20 protein-coding genes are annotated in these 19,115 nt (G+C 69.4%); 15 read left to right on the top strand and 5 right to left on the bottom strand.

Translation table 11 applies throughout. The features are described from left to right. Positions 1-3: 3 nt before the first annotated feature. The 3 genes from E6C70_RS10995 to E6C70_RS10985 are packed head-to-tail and all read left to right on the top strand — an operon-like array spanning position 4 to position 3,623. Positions 4-1,134 (top strand): thiamine pyrophosphate-dependent enzyme, encoded by a 1,131-nt coding sequence (locus E6C70_RS10995; protein WP_136424588.1) that lies wholly within the window; start codon positions 4-6, stop codon positions 1,132-1,134. Next, entirely contained in the window at positions 1,131-2,153 is a 1,023-nt protein-coding gene (locus tag E6C70_RS10990; RefSeq protein WP_136424587.1) for an alpha-ketoacid dehydrogenase subunit beta, read from the top strand. Before E6C70_RS10995 ends, E6C70_RS10990 begins: the two co-directional genes overlap by 4 nt. Before the next feature lie 33 nt (positions 2,154-2,186). After that, positions 2,187-3,623: a dihydrolipoamide acetyltransferase family protein gene (locus E6C70_RS10985; protein ID WP_136424586.1), complete on the top strand. Its 1,437-nt coding sequence runs from the start codon at positions 2,187-2,189 to the stop codon at positions 3,621-3,623. 188 nt (positions 3,624-3,811) lie between these two features. Here the strand turns inward: E6C70_RS10985 and E6C70_RS10980 are convergent, their stop codons facing one another. After that, entirely contained in the window at positions 3,812-4,792 is a 981-nt protein-coding gene (locus E6C70_RS10980) for an FKBP-type peptidyl-prolyl cis-trans isomerase (protein ID WP_136424585.1), read from the bottom strand. 131 nt (positions 4,793-4,923) lie between these two features. Between E6C70_RS10980 and E6C70_RS10975 the strand changes: the two genes are divergently transcribed. From E6C70_RS10975 to E6C70_RS10955, 5 genes are read left to right on the top strand one after another with little or no spacing between them, the layout of a single operon-like run. Continuing rightward, complete coding sequence (locus E6C70_RS10975; RefSeq protein WP_207670110.1) at positions 4,924-5,976, top strand: metal ABC transporter substrate-binding protein; 1,053 nt, start codon at positions 4,924-4,926, stop codon at positions 5,974-5,976. Between the two features lie 7 nt (positions 5,977-5,983). Further along, positions 5,984-6,799 carry a metal ABC transporter ATP-binding protein gene (locus E6C70_RS10970; RefSeq protein ID WP_235833400.1) on the top strand — a complete coding sequence of 272 codons (816 nt, stop codon included), beginning with the start codon at positions 5,984-5,986 and terminating at the stop codon, positions 6,797-6,799. Between the two features lies 1 nt (position 6,800). Further along, positions 6,801-7,652 (top strand): metal ABC transporter permease, encoded by an 852-nt coding sequence (locus E6C70_RS10965; protein WP_235833399.1) that lies wholly within the window; start codon positions 6,801-6,803, stop codon positions 7,650-7,652. Continuing rightward, on the top strand, positions 7,652-8,467 hold the full coding sequence (locus E6C70_RS10960; RefSeq protein WP_136424584.1) for a metal ABC transporter permease: 816 nt from the start codon (positions 7,652-7,654) through the stop codon (positions 8,465-8,467). The genes E6C70_RS10965 and E6C70_RS10960 overlap by 1 nt, the downstream gene beginning before the upstream one ends. Continuing rightward, the gene (locus E6C70_RS10955) at positions 8,464-8,859 is read left to right on the top strand and encodes a Fur family transcriptional regulator (protein WP_136424583.1); all 396 of its coding nucleotides are present in this window, start codon (positions 8,464-8,466) and stop codon (positions 8,857-8,859) included. Before E6C70_RS10960 ends, E6C70_RS10955 begins: the two co-directional genes overlap by 4 nt. Before the next feature lie 15 nt (positions 8,860-8,874). On the opposite strand, the gene E6C70_RS10950 is transcribed toward E6C70_RS10955, so the two are convergent. After that, a complete protein-coding gene (locus tag E6C70_RS10950) occupies positions 8,875-9,849 on the bottom strand; it encodes an alpha/beta fold hydrolase (RefSeq protein ID WP_136424582.1) in 975 nt (324 codons plus the stop codon). A gap of 224 nt (positions 9,850-10,073) precedes the next feature. Between E6C70_RS10950 and rpmB the strand changes: the two genes are divergently transcribed. From rpmB to E6C70_RS10920, 6 genes are all read left to right on the top strand, one after another. Continuing rightward, positions 10,074-10,310, top strand: a complete 237-nt coding sequence (gene rpmB / locus E6C70_RS10945; protein ID WP_136424581.1) for a 50S ribosomal protein L28 — start codon at positions 10,074-10,076, stop codon at positions 10,308-10,310. Then, positions 10,310-10,477 (top strand): 50S ribosomal protein L33, encoded by a 168-nt coding sequence (rpmG, locus tag E6C70_RS10940; protein WP_090039571.1) that lies wholly within the window; start codon positions 10,310-10,312, stop codon positions 10,475-10,477. The genes rpmB and rpmG overlap by 1 nt, the downstream gene beginning before the upstream one ends. A gap of 3 nt (positions 10,478-10,480) precedes the next feature. Further along, the gene (gene rpsN, locus E6C70_RS10935) at positions 10,481-10,786 is read left to right on the top strand and encodes a 30S ribosomal protein S14 (protein WP_136424580.1); all 306 of its coding nucleotides are present in this window, start codon (positions 10,481-10,483) and stop codon (positions 10,784-10,786) included. A 269-nt stretch (positions 10,787-11,055) separates the two neighbouring features. Further along, the gene (locus tag E6C70_RS10930; RefSeq protein WP_136424579.1) at positions 11,056-11,340 is read left to right on the top strand and encodes an HU family DNA-binding protein; all 285 of its coding nucleotides are present in this window, start codon (positions 11,056-11,058) and stop codon (positions 11,338-11,340) included. A gap of 393 nt (positions 11,341-11,733) precedes the next feature. Next, on the top strand, positions 11,734-12,711 hold the full coding sequence (locus tag E6C70_RS10925) for a WcbI family polysaccharide biosynthesis putative acetyltransferase (protein ID WP_235833398.1): 978 nt from the start codon (positions 11,734-11,736) through the stop codon (positions 12,709-12,711). A 92-nt stretch (positions 12,712-12,803) separates the two neighbouring features. Next, complete coding sequence (locus E6C70_RS10920; protein WP_207670109.1) at positions 12,804-14,789, top strand: bifunctional copper resistance protein CopD/cytochrome c oxidase assembly protein; 1,986 nt, start codon at positions 12,804-12,806, stop codon at positions 14,787-14,789. A 468-nt stretch (positions 14,790-15,257) separates the two neighbouring features. Here E6C70_RS10920 and E6C70_RS10915 read toward each other — a convergent pair whose 3' ends face one another. Beyond that, positions 15,258-16,661 (bottom strand): hypothetical protein, encoded by a 1,404-nt coding sequence (locus E6C70_RS10915; protein WP_136424578.1) that lies wholly within the window; start codon positions 16,659-16,661, stop codon positions 15,258-15,260. 91 nt (positions 16,662-16,752) lie between these two features. Here E6C70_RS10915 and E6C70_RS10910 point away from each other — a divergent pair, with 91 nt between their 5' ends. After that, positions 16,753-18,048: an ATP-dependent DNA helicase gene (locus E6C70_RS10910; RefSeq protein WP_136424577.1), complete on the top strand. Its 1,296-nt coding sequence runs from the start codon at positions 16,753-16,755 to the stop codon at positions 18,046-18,048. A gap of 28 nt (positions 18,049-18,076) precedes the next feature. Here E6C70_RS10910 and E6C70_RS10905 read toward each other — a convergent pair whose 3' ends face one another. Both E6C70_RS10905 and E6C70_RS10900 read right to left on the bottom strand, forming a co-directional pair. Next, positions 18,077-18,634: a hypothetical protein gene (locus E6C70_RS10905; RefSeq protein ID WP_136424576.1), complete on the bottom strand. Its 558-nt coding sequence runs from the start codon at positions 18,632-18,634 to the stop codon at positions 18,077-18,079. A 15-nt stretch (positions 18,635-18,649) separates the two neighbouring features. Continuing rightward, the gene (locus E6C70_RS10900; protein WP_136424575.1) at positions 18,650-19,066 is read right to left on the bottom strand and encodes a DUF4383 domain-containing protein; all 417 of its coding nucleotides are present in this window, start codon (positions 19,064-19,066) and stop codon (positions 18,650-18,652) included. Between the last annotated feature and the right edge of the window lie 49 nt (positions 19,067-19,115).

The raw sequence follows: 19,115 nt of genomic DNA, 5'->3' as shown, positions 1-19,115 counted from the left end.
GCAATGGCCGCATCCGAGAACGACCTCAGCGTGCCCACCGTGCAGCTGCTCGCCCCCGACGGCAGCTACGCCCCGAACGCCGCCGCCGAGCAGTTCGTGCCCTACGTCGAACGCCTGACGGAGGACGATCTCCGACGGTTCTACCGCGACATGGCGACCGTGCGCCGGTTCGACCGCGAGGCCGCAAACCTGCAGCGTCAGGGCCAGCTGGCCCTCTGGGTGCCCAGCCACGGCCAGGAGGCCGCCCAGGTCGGGTCGGGCCGCGCTGCCCGCCCGCAGGACCACATCTTCCCCTCGTACCGTGAGCACGTCGTCGGCATGATCCGCGGCCTCGACGTCGTCGACATCCTGCGCGTGCTCAAGGGCGTGACGATGGGCGGTTGGGTGCCCGAGGAGAACGGCAACTTCCGGCTGTACTCCTTCGTGCTGGCCTCCCAGACGTTGCACGCGACCGGCTACGCGATGGGGCTGCAGTTCGACGGCGCCACGGCGACCGGCGACCCCGAACGCGACGAGGCCGTCGTCGTCTACTACGGCGACGGCGCATCCTCGCAGGGCGATGCGAACGAGGCGCTGGTGTTCGCCGCGAGCTATCAGACTCCCCAGGTGTTCTTCCTGCAGAACAACGGATGGGCCATCTCGGTTCCGGTCGAGCGCCAGTCCCGCACGCCGCTGGTCTGGCGTGGAGCAGGCTTCGGCATCCGCGCCGATCGCATCGACGGCAACGACGTGCTCGCGAGCTACGCCGTGACGGCGCATCACCTCGACGAGGCGCGCGCCGGCCATGGCCCAGCCTTCATCGAGGCGATGACCTACCGCGTCGGCGCCCACACGACCGCCGACGACCCGACCAAGTATCGGCTCGACACCGACCTCGAGGACTGGGTCCGCCGAGACCCCATCGCCCGACTGCGCACGTACCTCGAGGGTCGCGGCATCGAGGGCTCGTTCTTCGACGAGGTCGACGAGGAGGCCGCGGACTTCGCGGCGGATGTCCGACGCCGCGCCCTCGAGATCGTCGGCCCCGACCCCGACGTCATCTTCGACAACGTCTACGCCGAGGCGCATCCCGCGCTCGCCGAGGAGCGCGCGTGGTTCGAGGCCTACGAGGCATCCTTCGAGGAGGCGGAATGACCGACACCGCGATCCGCGCCGAGGCGCCGTCCCGCCCCAGCGGCACGAGCATCCTCCCGCTCGGCAAGGCGATCACGGCGGGCCTCCGCCAGGCCATGCTCGACGACGACAAGGTCCTCCTCATGGGCGAGGACATCGGGCCCTTGGGCGGCGTGTTCCGCGTCACCGAGGGGCTGCACGCCGAGTTCGGCGACCAGCGGGTCCTGGACACCCCTCTCGCCGAGTCGGGGATCGTCGGCACCGCCATCGGGCTGGCCATGCGCGGCTATCGCCCCGTCATCGAGATCCAGTTCGACGGCTTCATCTTCCCGGCGTTCGACCAGATCACGACGCAGCTGGCCCGCATGCGCGCCCGGCACGAGGGCGGCATCAGCATGCCGGTCGTCATCCGGGTTCCCTACGGCGGTCACATCGGATCCATCGAACACCACCAGGAGAGTCCTGAGGCGTACTTCGCGCACACGCCGGGGCTCCGTGTGGTCAGCCCCGCGACGCCCAACGACGCCTACTGGATGATCCAGCAGGCCATTCGCAGCGACGACCCGGTGCTGTTCTTCGAACCCAAGAGCCGCTACTGGCCCAAGGGAACGGTGGACTTCGACGCCGAGCCGACCCCGCTGCACGCCTCGCGGGTGGTGCGCACCGGAACCGACGTGACCGTGATCGGCCACGGCGCGATGGTGACGACTCTCCTCGAGGCGGCTGACCTCGCGGCCGACGAGGGCACCAGCATCGAGGTCGTCGACCTGCGCTCGCTCTCCCCCGTCGACTACGGCCCCGTGCTCGCCTCCGTCTCCAAGACGGGGCGCGCAGTGGTCGCGCAGGAGGCATCCGGATTCGTCAGCGTCGGCAGCGAGATCGCCGCCACCATCGCCGAGCGTGCCTTCTACCTGCTGCAGGCGCCCGTGCTGCGGGTGTCGGGATACGACACCCCCTTCCCGCCGGCCGCCGTCGAGACGCACTTCCTGCCGAGCGCCGACCGGGTGCTCGAGGCCGTCGACCGCACGCTGGCCTACTGACATGCGCGCGGGCGAACGGCGAAGAGGAGAGATATGAGCGAGCTGACCTTCCTGCTTCCCGATGTCGGAGAAGGCCTCACGGAGGCCGAGATCGTCAACTGGCGGGTGGCGCCGGGCGATGCGGTCGCCGTCAACGACGTGCTCGTCGAGATCGAGACGGCCAAGTCGCTGGTCGAGCTCCCCTCCCCCTACTCCGGCGTCGTCGGGTTGCTCCTCGTCGAGGAGGGCCAGACCATCGACGTGGGAACGCCCATCATCACCGTGACGTCGGCGACGGATGCGGAACCTTCTCACGCGCCGGGTGTCGCCGCGCCGGGTGCCGCCGCGCCGGGTGCCGCCGCGACGGGCGCTGATACGGCTGCGTCTCCTGCCGAGGCGACGACCGTCGAGCAGGCGACGGGATACTCGCTTCCCGCCGAGCCCGAGTCGGCCGGCGACAAGCCCGAACCGGTTCTCGTCGGGCACGGCAGCTCGGCTTCGACGGGCACCCGCCGCCGGCGCGCTCGCAGCGCCCCGGCCGCTCACGAGCATCTCGCCCCGGCTCCGGTGCACCACAGCACTGCCGAGCCGCTGCCGCGTCCAGCCGCTCCCACGCCCTCGGCATCCGCCGGGCCGGTGCTGGCCAAGCCGCCCATCCGAAAGCTCGCCAAGGACCTCGGCGTCGACCTGGCCGTCGTCACCCCCACGGGCCCGATCGGGGACGTGACGCGGGAGGATGTCGTTCGCGAGGCGAGCCAGGCGAGCGTGTTCCGCAACATCGACACGCCCGAATGGCCCGACCAGCGCGAGGAGCGCATCCCCGTGAAGGGCGTGCGCAAGATGATCGCCCAGACGATGGTGGGCAGCGCGTTCTCGGCGCCGCACGTGTCGCTGTTCGTCGACGTCGACGCGACCCGCACCATGGAGTACGTCAAGCGGCTGAAGGCCGGCACGGACTACGCCGGCATCCGGATCTCCCCGCTGCTCGTGATGGCGAAAGCGATCATCTGGGCGGTGCGGCGCAACCCGACGGTGAACGCCGCCTGGACCGACGAGGAGATCATCGTCAAGCACTACGTGAACCTGGGAATCGCGGCGGCTACCCCGCGAGGGCTCATCGTGCCGAACGTCAAGGACGCGCAGGCGATGAGCATGCGCGACCTCGCCAGCGCCCTCGAGCAGCTCACGCTCACGGCGCGTGATGGCAAGACGTCACCCGCCGAGATGGCGAACGGCACCATCACCATCACGAACATCGGCGTGTTCGGGATGGACACCGGAACGCCCATCCTCAACGCCGGCGAGGTCGGCATCGTGGCGCTGGGCACCATCAAGCCCAAGCCATGGGTGGTCGACGGCGAAGTGCGCGTGCGTCAGGTCACGACGATCGGCGCATCATTCGACCACCGCGTAGTGGACGGCGATGTCGCCAGCCGCTTCCTGGCCGACGTGGCGTCGATCATCGAGGAGCCCGCGCTCCTGCTCGACTGACCGCCGGTCGCAGGTGCGAGGGTCTCGATACGCGGAGCCGCTACGCGTCTGCGCTACTCGACCGGCAGTTCCGCTGGTTGAGTAGCCCGCGAGCGTAGAGAGCAGGCGTATCGAAACCCGTCACTCGCAGGTGCGAGGGTCTCGACACGCGGAGCCGCTACGCGTCTACGCTACTCGACCGGCGCGGGTCAGTTGGTCGCGAGGATGTCGATGACGAAGACGAGGGTCTGGCCGGCGAGCTGGCTCGTGTTCGAGCTGCTCTTCTCGCCGTAGGCGTCGGCGGGCGGCAGCACGGCGATCACCTGCGAGCCGACCGTCTGACCGGCGATGGCCTTCGAGAAGCCGGGCACGACCTGCGAGAGCGAGAGCGGCGCGGGGGCTCGGCCCCAGCTCTGGTCGAAGACCTTGCCGGTCTCCCACGAGGTGCCCTGGTACTGCACGGTGACCGTCGCGCCGTCGGCCACGACAGCCCCGTCGCCCTTCTTGAGAACGCCGAGCTGGAAGTCCGTCGGCGCATCCGTCTTCGGCAGGGTCACCGTGGGCTTGCCATCCTTGGCCAGCTTGACGGTGGGAAGTCCCTTCGGGGCCGGCTGGGCGGCGCCCGTCGCCTTGGTCGGCAGGACGCTCTTGACGTCGAGCACGACGACGAGCGAGTCCTTGGCTCCGACACCCAGCTGCTTGTTGCCCGAACTGCCGAAGGCATCCGCCGGCGGGATCACCGAGACGACTCGGGACCCGGCGTTCACGCAGCCGATGGTCTTCGCGAGTCCGCTCATGAGGGCCGTCGCGCTGGCGGTGAACTGCGCCTCGGGAGTGCCGTCGAACCCGGTGGTGTCGATCTGCTTGCCGGTCTTCCCGTCGTAGACGGCGTAGGCGACGGATGCCGTGCCACCCTCGGCGAGCTTGTCGCCCGAGCCCTTGACGACCACGGTGCGCTGCGTCTCGGTGGTGCTGATGCCGTTGTCGAACTTCGCGGTCGGTGTCGTCTTGAGGTCCTTCGAGACCGTGACCGACTCGGATGCCTTCCCCGACGGGGTGCCGCAGACGTCGATGGCGGCCGCCGCCGTGGTGCTGGCACCCGCCTTCGGTGCGGCGGTCGAGCACGCGGTCAGGGTGCCCAGCAGGGCGATCGCGGCGAAGGAGGCGAGAACGGGCACAGAGCGGCGCATGGAGAACTTTCGTCGGGGATGGGCCGGGCCAGCGTAACGGGTGCGCCCGGGTGACCGCTGGCAGCGGGCTGACAACTCGCCATGCACGATCGCTCGTGGTTTTGACAATCATTATCAATAGCCTTAGCGTGATGGATGTGAAGAAGACGTGGATGATCAGCGCGGCCGTGACGGCAGCGGCCGCCCTCGCCCTGACCGGATGCGCGGGCGCGCCGAGCGCACCCGGCGGTTCCGGCAGTCCAGCAGCCTTCGACCCCAACGCCCTGTCCGTCGTGGCCACGACGACGCAGGTGGCCGACTTCACGCGCGAGGTCGCGGGATCCTCCGCCGAGGTCACCCAGCTCATCCAGCCGAACCAGAGCGCGCACACCTTCGATCCGTCCGCTGCCGACCTCGTCGCCCTCAGCAAGGCCGACGTCGTCGTCAAGAACGGCGCCGGCCTCGAGGAGTGGCTCGACGACGCGATCGACGCGTCGGGATTCTCGGGCGTCGTGATCGACGCGAGCTCGGGAATCTCCCTGGACGACACCGCGGCGGGGGAGCACGACCAGGGCGGAGACGCCGATGACGTGACCACGCCGCGTACCGCATCACCCACGAAGGGTGCCCTCGCTGAGAACCCGCACATCTGGACGGATCCGATGCGGGCGGAGCAGATGGTGCACACCATCGCGGACGGCCTCGCGGCGGCCTACCCCCATGACGCCTCGGCCATCCAGGACAATGCGGTGGCGTACAGCTCCAAGCTCGACGCCCTCGACGCGTGGACGCGTGCCAACGTCGACACCGTCCCGGCCGCGCAGCGTCTGTTCGTCAGCAACCATGACGCCTTCGGCTACTTCGTCGAGGCGTACGGCATCGACTACGTCGGCAGCGTCATCCCGAGCTTCGACGACAACGCCGAGCCGAGCGCCGCCGAGATCGACCAACTGGTCGCCGCCATCAAGGGCACGGGGACGAAAGCCGTGTTCAGCGAGGCCAGCCTCTCCCCCAAGACGGCCGACACGATCGCGAAAGAGGCCGGCGTGAGGGTGTATTCGGGCGACGACGCCCTGTACGGCGACTCGCTCGGCCCGGCGGGCAGCGACGGCGCCACGTACCTGGCTGCGCAGGAGCACAACGTGCGGCTGCTGCTGGAGTCGTGGGGCGTCCGGCCGTCACCCCTTCCCGCGGCGCTGGGATGATGGGCTCGTGCTGACCGGATCCGTGGAAGCCCCCGTGCTCTCGCTGCGCGACGCCGCGTTCTCCTACGGCGGGTCACCGGCGATCGCAGGGGTCACGATCGACGTGCACGCCGGCGAGGCGGTCGCGCTGATCGGGCCCAACGGATCCGGCAAGTCGACCCTCCTCAAGGGCGTGCTCGGCCTCATCCCCGCGACCGCAGGGCGGTTCGAGGCGTTCGGTGTTCCACGCGGTGCGGGCGCCCCCCACGCGGAAGCCGCCGCCCGGGCGTCACGGCGCTCGATCGGCTATCTCCCGCAGAGTGATGAACTGGACCCCGAGTTCCCCGTCACCCTCGCGCAAGTGGCCATGATGGGTCGCTACCGGTCGCTCGGCTGGATGCGCTGGCCGGGGCGGGCGGATCGCGAAGCCGTGCGAGACGCGCTTGAGGCGGTCGGCCTCAGCCACCGGGCGAAGGCGCGGTTCGGGTCGTTGTCGGGTGGCCAGCAGCAACGCGGACTGCTCGCCCGCGCGCTGGCATCCGCCCCTCGGCTGCTGCTGCTCGACGAGCCGTTCAACGGCCTCGATCAGGCCAACCGCGACGCCCTGGTGCAGACGCTTCGCACTCTCAAGCGGCGCGGGGTCGCCGTGCTGGTCTCCACGCACGACCTCGAGCTGGCCCGCGAGGTGTGCGACACCGTCCTGCTCCTCAACGGGCGCCAGGTGGCCTGCGGCCGCACGGAGGACGTGCTCACCCTGCCCAACGTGCAGGCGGCGTTCGCCGAGAGCGGCGTCGAGATCGACGAGCACACCCTCGTGGTGCCGGGCCACCACGAGGACCACTGACGTGCAGTGGCTCATCGAGCCGTTCGCGCTGCCGTTCATGGCCAGGGCGCTCGGCGTACTCCTCGCCCTCGCAGTCGTCGCCGGACTCGTCGGTGTGCTGGTGAACCTCCGCGGTCTGGAGTTCATCAGCGACGGGCTCACGCACGCCGTCTTCCCGGGCATCGCGATCGGCTTCGTGTGGGGCGGGCGTGACGGTCTGTTCCTCGGCGCCGTCATCACGGCGATCGCCGCCGCCGCCGTCCTCACCCTCATCACCCGCAGCGGCGTTGCCTCCGATGCGGCCATCGCCATCGTGCTCACCGGCTTCTTCTCGGTGGGCGTGCTCGTGGTATCGCGCCAGTCGGACTACGCCGGCCAGCTCGACGCGCTGCTGTTCGGACGCCTGCTCACGGTGACGGATGCCGACCTGTGGCGCACGGTGGCCGTCTGCGCGGTGGCGGTTGTCGCGGTGCTCGCCACGTTGCCGGGTCAGGTGTTCCGCGCGTTCGACCGGCGCGGTAGCGAAGCGGCGGGCTTCCGGCCGCTCGCTCTCGATCTCACGCTCAACGTCGCCATCGCGCTCGTCGTCGTGGCGGCCTCGAGCGCGGTCGGCAACCTCCTCGTCCTCGCCGTGCTCATCGTGCCGGGGGCGGTCGCGCGCCTCGTCACGCTCCGGCTCGGCGCACTGTTCCCCGTGGCCGCCGTCGCGGCAGCACTCGCCGCGTGGCTCGGCCTGGCGATCGGCTTCGGCGCATCCGTCGGCGGAGACGTCGCGCTGCCCGCCGGATCGACGGTCGTGGTCACGCTCGTCGCGCTCTACGCCGTCGTGCTCGTCGTGCGGCTCGTCGTCGATCGGGTCAGGAGGACGGCCTGATGGGGTACTTCGCGAGCGCCCTCGTGGCCGCCGTCGTCATCGGCGCGGGCAGCGGTCTCGTCGGCGTGCTCGTCGTGCTGCGACGCCGCGTGTTCTTCGCGCAGGCCCTCACCCACGCGACCTTCCCCGGCGCGGTCGTCGCAGCACTCGTCGGCTTCTCCGTTCCTCTCGGCGCGGCCCTGGCCAGTGTCGCCATCGTCGGAATCATGGGACTGATCACTCGGGTGAAGCGGCAGGGCGGACAGGTGGCGGCGGGCATCGTGCTGACCACCGGGTTCGCGCTCGGCGCCATCCTGCAGGCGGTGAACCCGGAAGTCCCGCTGCACCTGGAGTCGTTCCTGGTGGGCTCGATCCTCTCGGTGACGACGGGCGACATCGTGCTCTCGACATCCGTCCTCGTGGTGGCCGTTGCCGCGATCGCCCTGTTCGGCAAGGAGTTGATCTTCCAGACGTTCGACCCGCGCGGGTTCACGGCCGCCGGTTACCGTGCCTGGCCCGTCGAGCTTCTGGCGCTCGCGCTCATCACCGCGACGGTCGTGACGGCGATGCCCGCGGTCGGCGCGATCCTCGCGATCGCCCTCATCGCCGCCCCCGCCGCGGCCGCCCGCCTCGTCGCTCCCTCGGTGGGCTGGATGCTCGTGGTCTCGCCTCTGATCGGAGCGGCATCCGGTGTGTTGGGCGTCCTGTTCTCCCGCCTGCTCGACGTCGCAGCGGGCCCGGCGATCGCCCTCGTCGCCGCCGCGTTCTTCCTCGTCGCCCTGCTGGTGCGACGGATGCCGCGGCTAGGCTTGCGGGAGGAGGTGACGGCGGCGTGAAGCGCAATACCTGGCAACGCGAGGCGGTGCGTGAGGCCCTCGACGGGACCGACGGGTTCATCAGTGCTCAGGCGCTGCATTCCTCGTTGCACGCCACCGGCTCGCCCATCGGACTGGCGACGGTCTACCGTGCGCTGTCCGACCTGTCCGAGCAGGGCGAGGCCGACTCCCTCCAGTCCCCCGACGGTGAGAGCCTCTACCGCGCGTGCTCGACGACCGGACACCATCACCACCTCATCTGCCGCAACTGCGGGCTGACCGTCGAGATCGGCGCCGAGCCGGTGGAGACCTGGGCTCAGCAGGTGGCCTCGGAGCACGGCTTCACGCAGGCCGCGCACGTCGTGGACGTGTTCGGGCTGTGCGCGAACTGCACACGCCTCGCCGCGGTGTGACGGCGCCCCGCGATCTCACAGCGACGAGAAGGGCTCGCTCTCCAGTCGCAGCAAGCTGTCGAGAACGGCGAACGGTCGTTCGACGTGAGCGAAGTGGCCCGTGCGCTCCAGCACGACCGACCGGGCTCCCGGGATGACCGCGAGCAGCTTGGGCAGGTCGTCGGGTGCGAGGAACACATCGGCATCGCCGCGGATCGCGGTGACCGGAGCCGTGATGCGGCCCCACGACGTGAGGTCGTAGTCGCGGACGGCATCCGCTGCCCGGGTGAACGCGTGCGGGCGCACCTCGTGGCCGAGGGCGATGTAGACCGACTCGTCGACGAGCGACGGATGGCGGAACAGCGGTGCGGCCAGGCCCCGCAGCGCGCCGGAGTTGCCGAGGCCGCGAGTGAGCAGGCGGCCGCCGCCCTCCCAGAGGCCGAGCGTGGCCATGGCTGCGCGCATGCCGGCGAAGGCCGGAAGCCGACGGAGCGCGCCGAGCGGATGCCGCACCGCGTCGACGATGCCGAACGAACTGGGCGACACCACCGCGACCGACACCGTGCGCTCGGGCTCCATCGCCGCCAGGTGCAGCGCGAGGAAGCCGCCGAGCGAGTGGCCGACGATGCGCCAGCGCTCGTAGCCGAGGGCACGGGTCGCCTCCACGATCGATCGGGCGGCTGCGTCGATGTCGAACTCTCCTACCGGCAGCGGGGTGGCTCCCCAACCCGGCAGGTCGGGCGCCACGACGTTCCGCACCAGACGCTCGCCGGGCAGGCTCGACAGCTCATCCGCCTCCAGCAGGGGGCCGAAGGTGCTCCAGCTGCCTGCTCCACCGTGCAGCAGGATGGTGGCCGTGTCGTCCGCCCGATCGCGTCGTCCCGCGTGGACGATGAGTTCGCCGAGCGCGGTGCGCATCCGCACGCTCTCGAGCTGGACCTCGTCCGCCGTCGCGGGGATGCCGAATGGGGCGTAGCTCAGCGAGATGCCGAGCCCGGGTGTCATGACCATGACCACTATTCGGAGCGGACCCCCCGAACGGTTGTCATCGATATCATCGAGGCTGGCCGCGGTTTGCCGACACGCCGGTGATGACGTAGACTCTTCCGTTGGCTAGGCGTGATCTCAGCGCCTGGATTCGTATGCCGCCTCCCACCTCTCGCAGATCCGGGGGAACGCATGCCGACAAGAGATCTTGGGAGGGGCATCAGCCCCTCGGTATTGGAGGAAGAACCATGGCAGCAGTGTGCCAGGTGACAGGAGCCGTTCCCGGCTTCGGTCACAACATCTCGCACTCGCACCGTCGTACGAAGCGCCGCTTCGACCCGAACGTGCAGAAGAAGACCTACTACGTGCCGTCGCTGCGTCGTAACGTCACCCTCAACGTGTCCGCCAAGGGCATCAAGGTGATCGACGCCCGCGGCATCGAAGCGGTCATCAAGGACATCAAGGCTCGTGGGGTGAAGCTCTAATGGCTAAGCAGCAGGACATCCGTCCCATCATCAAGCTCCGTTCGACGGCCGGAACCGGTTACACCTACGTGACCAAGAAGAACCGTCGCAACGACCCCGACCGTCTCGTGCTCAAGAAGTACGACCCCGTAGTGCGCAAGCACGTCGACTTCCGTGAGGAGCGCTAAGTCATGGCCAAGAAGAGCAAGATCGCCCGTAACGAGCAGCGCAAGGTCATCGTGGAGCGGTACGCCGCGAAGCGCCTCGAGCTGAAGAAGGCCCTCGTCGACCCGAACGGCACCGACGAGTCCCGTGAGGCCGCCCGCGTCGGCCTGCAGAAGCTGCCCCGCAACGCATCCCCGGTGCGCGTCCGCAGCCGCGACGCCATCGACGGCCGCCCCCGTGGCGTGCTCACCAAGTTCGGTGTCTCCCGTGTGCGCTTCCGCGACATGGCCCACCGTGGCGAGCTGCCGGGCATCACCAAGTCGAGCTGGTAGCACCAGCCGCACCATCTGACAGGGCGTCGACCTCACGGTCGGCGCCCTGTTGGCGTTCCCCCCGGCCGGGGTACAGGCGCTGTCCATGGTGACGGATGTGACGGATGCAACCTCCCTCAGAGCCCGGAATCGCCCGGAAATCCGCGTGTTTCGGGCATGTCTGCTACGTTCGAGGCGGTCGTACTGACCGAGGGGGAGCGGGATTCCCCGCACCCTGTCACAACGAGATAGCTGTTTCAACAGACTCACGTCCGAGGAGGACACTTCACATGGCTGACACGCTGAACAAGACCGAGCTCGTCGCGAAGATCGCCGCGAGCACCGGCGAGAGCCAGGCCACCGTCGACCGCGTCGTCGGCGGTCTCTTCGAGGCACTCTCCGACGCCGTCGGCTCGGGCACCAAGGTGTCGATCCCCGGATGGCTCGCCGTCGAGCGCACCCACCGCGCCGCGCGCACCGGCCGCAACCCCCAGACCGGCGAGACCATCCAGATCGCCGCCGGCAACTCGGTCAAGGTCTCCGCGGGCTCGAAGCTCAAGGCTGCCGCCAAGTAGTACCCGTCCGTCGCGCCGTTCCTGGCGCAGGTGAACTGACGAGGGTCCGGCTCCGGCCGGGCCCTTCGTCGTCCCCGCGATGTGCCGGCGCTGCCGAGGCCGGTCGGGGTGGGGGCTCCCGTGCCATAACGCGCATAACCCGCTCCGCGTGGTGCTATGACGCGCATCCGGCGCTTCAAGAAGCCCGCGCCGTCGTCCGGAAGTGCCATAACGCGCATAACCCGGTCCGCGTGGTGCCATAACGCGCATCCGGCGCCTCAAGTAGCGCTCGACAGTAGTCCCGCGGCGCCATAACGCGCATCCGCCCCCGTCGCGGTGCCATAACGCGCATCCGGCAATTCATCCCGGGCTGTACATGCTTCGCCGCGCTGCATGCTCGGATACGCTTCCTCCGTGGCCGTTCTGGAGAATCCTCAGTTGAAGAGGGTCACCGTTCAGGCGGGCGAGGTGGCGATCAACGAGGCGCAGAGCGCGCGCAGGTCTCACTACGCCGACTTCTACTCCCCAAGCGTTCCGACGACAGGTTTCGGTCTGATCGTCGGCAATTGCCAGGCCGAATCACTTCGAATCGTGCTGGACTCCGAGGAGCTTCCGCTGCTTCGCATTCCGCCCGTCCATGAGCTCGACGCCGCCGACGTGGAACGCCTGCACGTCCTGATCTCACACGCGGACGCACTGGTGTCACAACCCATTCGCAACGACTACCACGGACTCCGGCTGGGAACCTCCCAATTGAACGCGTCGCTGCCGCGTGGTTCCCGCTCGGCGACGATCCCCGTCGTGCGGTACACCGGGCTGCATCCGTTTCAGCTCGCCATGCACGTCGAAGGGGTCGACGAGTCCCCGCCGATGGTCGCCTACCATGACGTCAGGGTGCTCGCCGCCGCCGCTGGCATCTCATTGGCTGGCGCCCTGAGGCCGCGCTCCGTACGCGCGGTCGCAGCAGATTCGCTGGCCGAACTCCGAAGACGCGAGGCAGAACTCGACGTCACCATCTCCGACCTCTTCGATCAGCCTGATTTCGCTGAGATGAGGACGGTGAACCACCCCGGCAACCGGATACTGATGACGCTCGGGGACCGGGTGCTGACGGCCCTGGGTCCTCCAGCGACGGCCACCGATCCCGGTCGGCCTCTGCTGAATGCCGTGCACGCCCCTCGCGAGGAATGGGTCATCGACGCCTGGGGAGCTCGGGAAGAGCCCCGCCGCGACTGGATCGTCGATGGCGCCATCGTCGACAGGGAAGAAGTCGCTGAGGCCCACCGCGGCTGGTACGCGCGTCATCCCGCATTCGTGCACGCCGCGTTGGACCGCATTGGGCCTCTTCTGCGGCGGTGGCCGCGTCGACCTGGCGCGCCCCTCTCGCTCTGACCGAGAGTCCGACCGCGGCGCTGCGGCTCGAATGCGTGCGTCCGCGGCTGGAGGCAGAACAGTGGCGCGTGAGGCGAACGTAGGATTGGGGGGTGAATCGAGCCGCCCGCATCCTCGGCCCTGCCGTGCTGGTGGCGACGGCGCTCATCGCCCTGATCGCGGCCCTCGCATACGGAGGCGGCGCATCCGCCCAGGCGCTCGAGGACCCCGGCGCCGTCGTGCGCTGGGGACTCCCGACCGCGACGCTCCTCGTCAACATCGCCGCGTCCGGCATGATCGGCGCTCTGGTGCTCGCCTGCTGGGCGCTCAGCCCCGCCGAGCCCGAATACGACCGCGCCCTCGACATCTCGGCCGCGTGCGCCGCCGTGTTCACCGTCGCCTCCGCCGCGACCGGATTCCTCACCTTCCTCTCGGTGACCAACAGCACCGTGAGCTTCGACGACCGCTTCGGTGCGACGCTCAGTCAGTTCCTCACCCAGATCCCGTTGGGCCAGGCCTGGCTGGCGACCACGCTCATCGGAGCGCTCGTCACGGTGCTGGCCTTCGCGGTCCGCAACCAGACGGCGGCGATCTTCGTCACACTGGTCGCGGTCGCCTCGCTCGTGCCCATGGCGCAGCAGGGACACGCTGCCGGAACCGCCGGACACAACGCGGCGATCGTGGCTCTCGGCATCCACCTCGTCTTCGCGGCGGCGTGGCTCGGTGGCTTGCTGACGATCATCCTGCTGAAGCGTCAGTTGCCGATCGCGCGCCTGGCCGCGGTGCTCGGCCGCTACTCGACCGTCGCGATCATCGCGTTCGTGTGCGTTGCGGCATCCGGTTACGTCAGCGCAGCGCTACGCGTCGGCACGTGGGGCAACCTGCTCAGCCCATACGGCGTACTGGTCATCGGCAAGATCGCCGCCCTGCTGGCGCTCGGCCTGTTCGGCCTGGTGCAACGGCGGTACGCCATCGGGCGCATCGAGACGGCGAGCCTGAAGGCGCCCGGTGCGGCGGGCGCCAACGCCCGGGGATGGTTCTGGGGACTCGTCGTCGCAGAACTCGCGTTCATGGGCATCGCGTCGGGTCTGGCGGCGGCGCTCGCCAAGACGGCCACGCCCATCGCCGAGACCATCGCGACCACCCGCACGCCCGCCGAGTTCCTCACCGGGGAGCCCCTGCCGCCGCCACTCACCGGCATCCGTTACTTCACGGCCTGGGATTTCGACCTTCTCTGGGTGCTGCTGTGCGCCTTCGCGATTTTCTTCTACATCGCGGCCGTCCTGCGGATGCGCCGCCGCGGCGACCGCTGGCCCATACTCCGCACCGTGTCGTGGGTGAGCGGCATCGTGGTGCTGTTCTGGGTCACGAACGGGTCGGTCTACCTCTACGGCCAATACCTGTTCAGCGCGCACATGCTCGGCCACATGCTGCTCACGATGGCGGTGCCCGTGCTGCTCGTGCCTGGCGCGCCGATCACGCTCGCGCTCCGCAGCATCCGCCCCCGCAAGGACGGCAGTCGCGGTGGCCGCGAGTGGATCATGCTCGCCGTGCACTCGAGGTTCGCGGGCATCATCGCCAACCCGATCGTGGCCGCCGTGCTGTTCGCGGCGTCGCTGTGGGTGTTCTACTTCACACCGATCTTCAGCTGGGCGACCACCGACCACCTCGGGCACGAATGGATGGAGTTCCACTTCCTGTTCACGGGGTACCTCTTCGTTCAGTCGATCATCGGCATCGACCCGGTGCCGTACCGGTTGCCGTATCCGTTCCGCCTCCTGTTGCTGCTGCTGACCATGGCGTTCCACGCGTTCTTCGGCCTCGCCATCATGACCGGCACGGGCCTGCTGCTCGCGGACTGGTACGGCGCCATGGGCTGGGGAACGGATGCGCTTGCCGACCAGCAATTGGGCGGGGGCATCGCGTGGAGCGTCGGCGAGATTCCGACGGTCGCGCTGGCCATCGCGGTCGCGATGCAGTGGTCGCGGGCGGATGAGCGCGAGACGAAGCGTCGGGATCGCAACGCCGACCGCACCGGCGAAGCTGAGCTCGAGGCGTACAACGCGCGCCTGGCCGCGATGGCGGATCGCAGCTCCTGACGGCCGCCGCTCGGTGTCGCGCCCGGATGCGCGTTCTGGCACTGCTCGGCGACGGGATGCGCGTTATGGCACTTTTGCGGTGCGGGGTAGTCGATTGGCGCGGCTTACGGCGGATGCGCGTTATGGCACTTCTGCGGCGCTGTACTCGGTGGCGCTGCCGCGGCTGGCGAGCGGAAGCGCGTTATGGCACTGCTGCGTGAGCGTATGCGCGTTATGACACTTCTACTCCCGCGGCGTCGATCGGCGGTGGCACGGCTGGCGAGGGATGCGCGTTATGGCACCGCTCGGCGACGGGATGCGCGTTATGGCACTTCTGCGGTGCGGGGTCGTCGATTGGCGCGGGCGCGGCTTGCGGCGGATGCGCGTTATGGCACTGCCGCGTGGGCGGATGCGCGTTATGGCACTTTTCGTTGAGATGCGCGACCGGCGCGGAGCGGCGGGATGGGGCGGGCGGGGCGCCCGCGCGCGTCAGTGCAACTGGATGTTGAGGGTGCCGTCGGCGGCGATCGTGACGCTCGCACCCATCGTGAATGGCTCGTCGCGGTCGACCGTGGAGTCGTCTCCGTCGAACAACGACTGGACCCCCACGACCACGTGCGCGGTGCCGGGAGTCTCGGGCATCTGGAACGCGGTGTCATCGGGGACGAGGGTGACGACGGGATCGATGACGATCGTCCAGACCGGCGCATCGGTCACGCGGTCGTCGATGACGGTGCCGAACGGACATCCGGTGGGCTGGAGCACCTTCTGCTTGGCGCACCCCGCAAGGAACGAGTTGATCTCGGTCTGCACCTGACTGACGAAGGTGGGCGTCGGCTGCACGTCGACCGTCACGGCCCGCGTGCCCGGAGCGCCGATCACCACTGACTGCTCCTTCGCCTGCAGAAGCGGGCTCGTGCGGCTGATGTCGAATCGTCCAGGCGTCAGCACGAGGTAGCTGGCCGCGTTGCTGAAGGATGCCGGCGCGTTGGCGGCCGCGTGCGCGCGCGTGTCGAGGGTGAGCCCGTTCACCGTGAAACCCCAATCGTGCAGCACGGAGACGGTCATGGCCCCCATCGGGCTGGTGGCGAAGCGCCACGACGCGAAGACGCCCGCGAGCGAGCCGTCGCGGACGACGTCGAAGGTGAACTGCTGGCGCTTGCCGTCGTAGACCCCGCTGTAGACCACGCGGTGATGACCATCGCCGCGGACCGTGTCGCTGACCAGACGGATGTCCTCCGGCGCCTCGACGACCGAGCCGCGCAACAGTGTGCTGGCGGCATCCGCCGGAAGCCCGGCCGTCTGCAGGCCGGCCGCGTCGATGCGCACGCCGGGCAGGGAGAGCGCCATGTCCGCGTCTCCGCTCTGAAGGGCGGAGAGGTAGGTCCGCACGAACCCGTGCGCGCTGTAGAGGTCGCGATTGAGCGCGCCGATGGTCGAGACCAGGGCGGCCACGAGCAGGACGGCGACGCCCGTCCACGCGAGGATCGCGATGAGCGGGGTGGTCGTCCTGGAGGCTGTTCCCGGTGCCGCGGAAAGGCTCGCCGTTCCTGCCACGAGCGCTCCCGCCCGCGGAGGGGCGCCCGCGGCGTGGGCTCCGGCGCGTTCGATGCCGAGTTCGCGATCCGAGACGATGGGGACCGGGACGGTGATGCCGAACGGATTCGTCGCCGGTACCGCGTCGGCGTTGCCACCCGGAGTCTTGACGGCGCTCGGCGGCGGGGGAGTGTAGGGCGAACCGGAGTCGGGCGAACCGGAGTGGGGCGAACCGGTGTCGGGCGAACCGGTGTCGGGCGAACCCGTGTCGGGCGAACCACCGCCGGGTGCATCGTCGCCGGGCGCACCGGCAGCGGACGGCGCGGTGTCGCGCTCCTCCCCCTGCTCCGGCTCCACCCCTGCATTGTACGGGCGCGCCCGGCGGGGGCATCCGTCGCGCCACGGGCCAACTACAGTGAAGGGGTCTCCCACCACCGAGAGGACGGATGTGTCGTTCATCGCGCTGTCGGCCGAACAGGCCGCGGTGTTCGAGGCCATCGAGAACACCCGCGAGCACGTGTTCGTCACCGGCCGCGCCGGCACCGGCAAGTCGACGCTGCTGAACCACCTCAACTGGAACACCGAGAAGCAGATCGTCATCTGCGCCCCCACCGGGGTGGCAGCGCTCAACGTCGGTGGGCAGACCATCCACTCGCTGTTCCGCCTGCCGATCGGCCTCATCGCCGACCACGACATCGAGCAGAACGACGCGACCAAGAAGCTGCTCAACACCATCGACACCCTCGTGGTCGACGAGGTGAGCATGGTGAGCGCCGACCTGCTCGACGCCATGGACCGGAGCCTCCGTCAGGCCAGGCAGAAGCCGCACGTGCCCTTCGGCGGCGTGCAGGTGGTGCTGTTCGGCGACCCCTACCAGCTGGCGCCGGTGCCGGGCGATCCGCAGGAGCGCGCCTACTACGAGGACACCTACCGCTCGATGTGGTTCTTCGACGCGAAGGTGTGGCAGGAGGCCGGGCTGCGCATCTTCGAGCTCGCCGAGATCCACCGGCAGTCCGACCCCGTGTTCACCCACATGCTCAACGCGGTTCGCCACGGCCAGGTCGACGCCGAGATCGGCGGCCGGCTGAACGGATACGGAGCGCGTCGTCCACTGCCGCAGGACGGCGCCATCACGCTCGCGACGCGGAACGACACCGTGACCCGCATCAACTCCACCGCCCTGCACCGGCTCGCCGGAACCTCGCAGGCGAACGAGGCGGATGTCACGGGCGACTTCGCCGGTCGCGCCTACCCGGCCGACCTGCGGCTGGAGCTCAAGGTCGGGGCGCAGGTGATGTTCCTCCGCAACGACATCGGCGGCGAGGGCGTTCCGCGCTGGGTCAACGGGACGCTCGGCACCGTCACCCGCATCAGCGACACGGTCAGCGTGGACGTCGACGGCGAGGAGCACGAGGTCGAGCCCGCGACGTGGGAGAAGTTCAAGTACAGCTACGACCCGCGCACGAAGAAGCTGGCGAAGGACATCGTGGCGGAGTTCACACAGTTCCCCTTGCGCCTCGCGTGGGCCGTCACCATCCACAAGGCGCAGGGCGCCAGCTACGACCGGGCGATCATCGACCTCGGGGCGCGGGCGTTCAGCCCCGGCCAGACCTACGTCGCCCTCAGTCGCCTCACCAGCCTCGAGGGCCTCTACCTCACGCGGCCGCTGCGTCCGAGCGACATCATCGTCGACGACGACGTGCGCCGGTTCATGGAATCGGGCCCCGCTCCCGTGGAGGAGTAGGGCCCGATCGGAGTCGTTGCGAGGGTGCCTAGTGCTGGTGCCCGGGCGCGACGAAGCCGTGTTCACCGTGCGGATGCGCGAGCTTGCCGGCATCCGTCGCCGCCAGAGCGGGAGTCGCCACCGCTGCGACGATGGCCGCCCCGATGACGAGTCCGACGATCAGCCTGCCGCCGGTGCCTGTTGCCGCCGTCGCGGTCTTACCCGACCGCGTGACGCGCGCCATCTCCACAGCGATGTAGAAGGTGAACAGGGTGGCAGCCGCCAGCGGAAGCAGCGGCACCGAGTCGGCGGGATCGGCAACGCCCGTGGCGCCGAGGGTGAACGCGATCGCCACCCACACCGCGGACGAACTCGCCGCGACCGCCAGCGTGCTGCGGACCGCCATCACCCGGCCGGCCCGCAGCACGGTCAGTGCCCAGCCGATCTCGGCGATGCCGAGGGCGACGAGCACGACCGTGAGGAGCACGGGCGCGCTCGCCGCGACGGCCAGGTGCACGAGTCCCGCCCCGAGGGTGGCCAGGGCCGGCCAGCTCGCGCGCACGCCGAGGGCGGTGGGTGCTGCGATGGATGCGGTTCGTGCAGTCATGGTGTCGTCCTTCGATCAGGCGGTGACGGTGCGCGAGGAACGCACCTGCTTGTCGGCCGCGAGTCCGGTTCCGAGGAGCACGATCGCGCTGGCGAGGTGCAGGAAGTGGTCGGCCGTGTTGAGGGCGAGGATGTTGAGATCCGTGCCGGCGAGGAAGAAGCCGACGATGCCGAGCAGCAGGTAGACGGCGCCGATCGTGGTGTTGGTCGTCTTGGCGGCGAGGGCGTTCGACAGCCCGGCGATCAGCAGCGCGGCACCGATGAGCAGGTGCGCGACGTTGTGCAGCGGGTTCACGGCGAAGATGCCGAGCAGCAGCCCCCCCTGCGTGGCGATGAAGCCGACGCCGGCGGTCACGAAGAAGCCGAGAAGACCGACGAGAAGGTAGACCGCACCGAAGGTGGTCGCGACCAGACGGTTGGGTGATGATTTCATGATGTTTCGCCTCCAGAGTTGTGGACCGGCTCGTGCCGTGCCGCTATGG

Source organism: Orlajensenia flava (assembly GCF_004801905.1).
GTDB classification, from domain to species: Bacteria; Actinomycetota; Actinomycetes; order Actinomycetales; family Microbacteriaceae; genus Orlajensenia; species Orlajensenia flava.
This window is presented reverse-complemented; position numbering and strand designations above follow the sequence as displayed.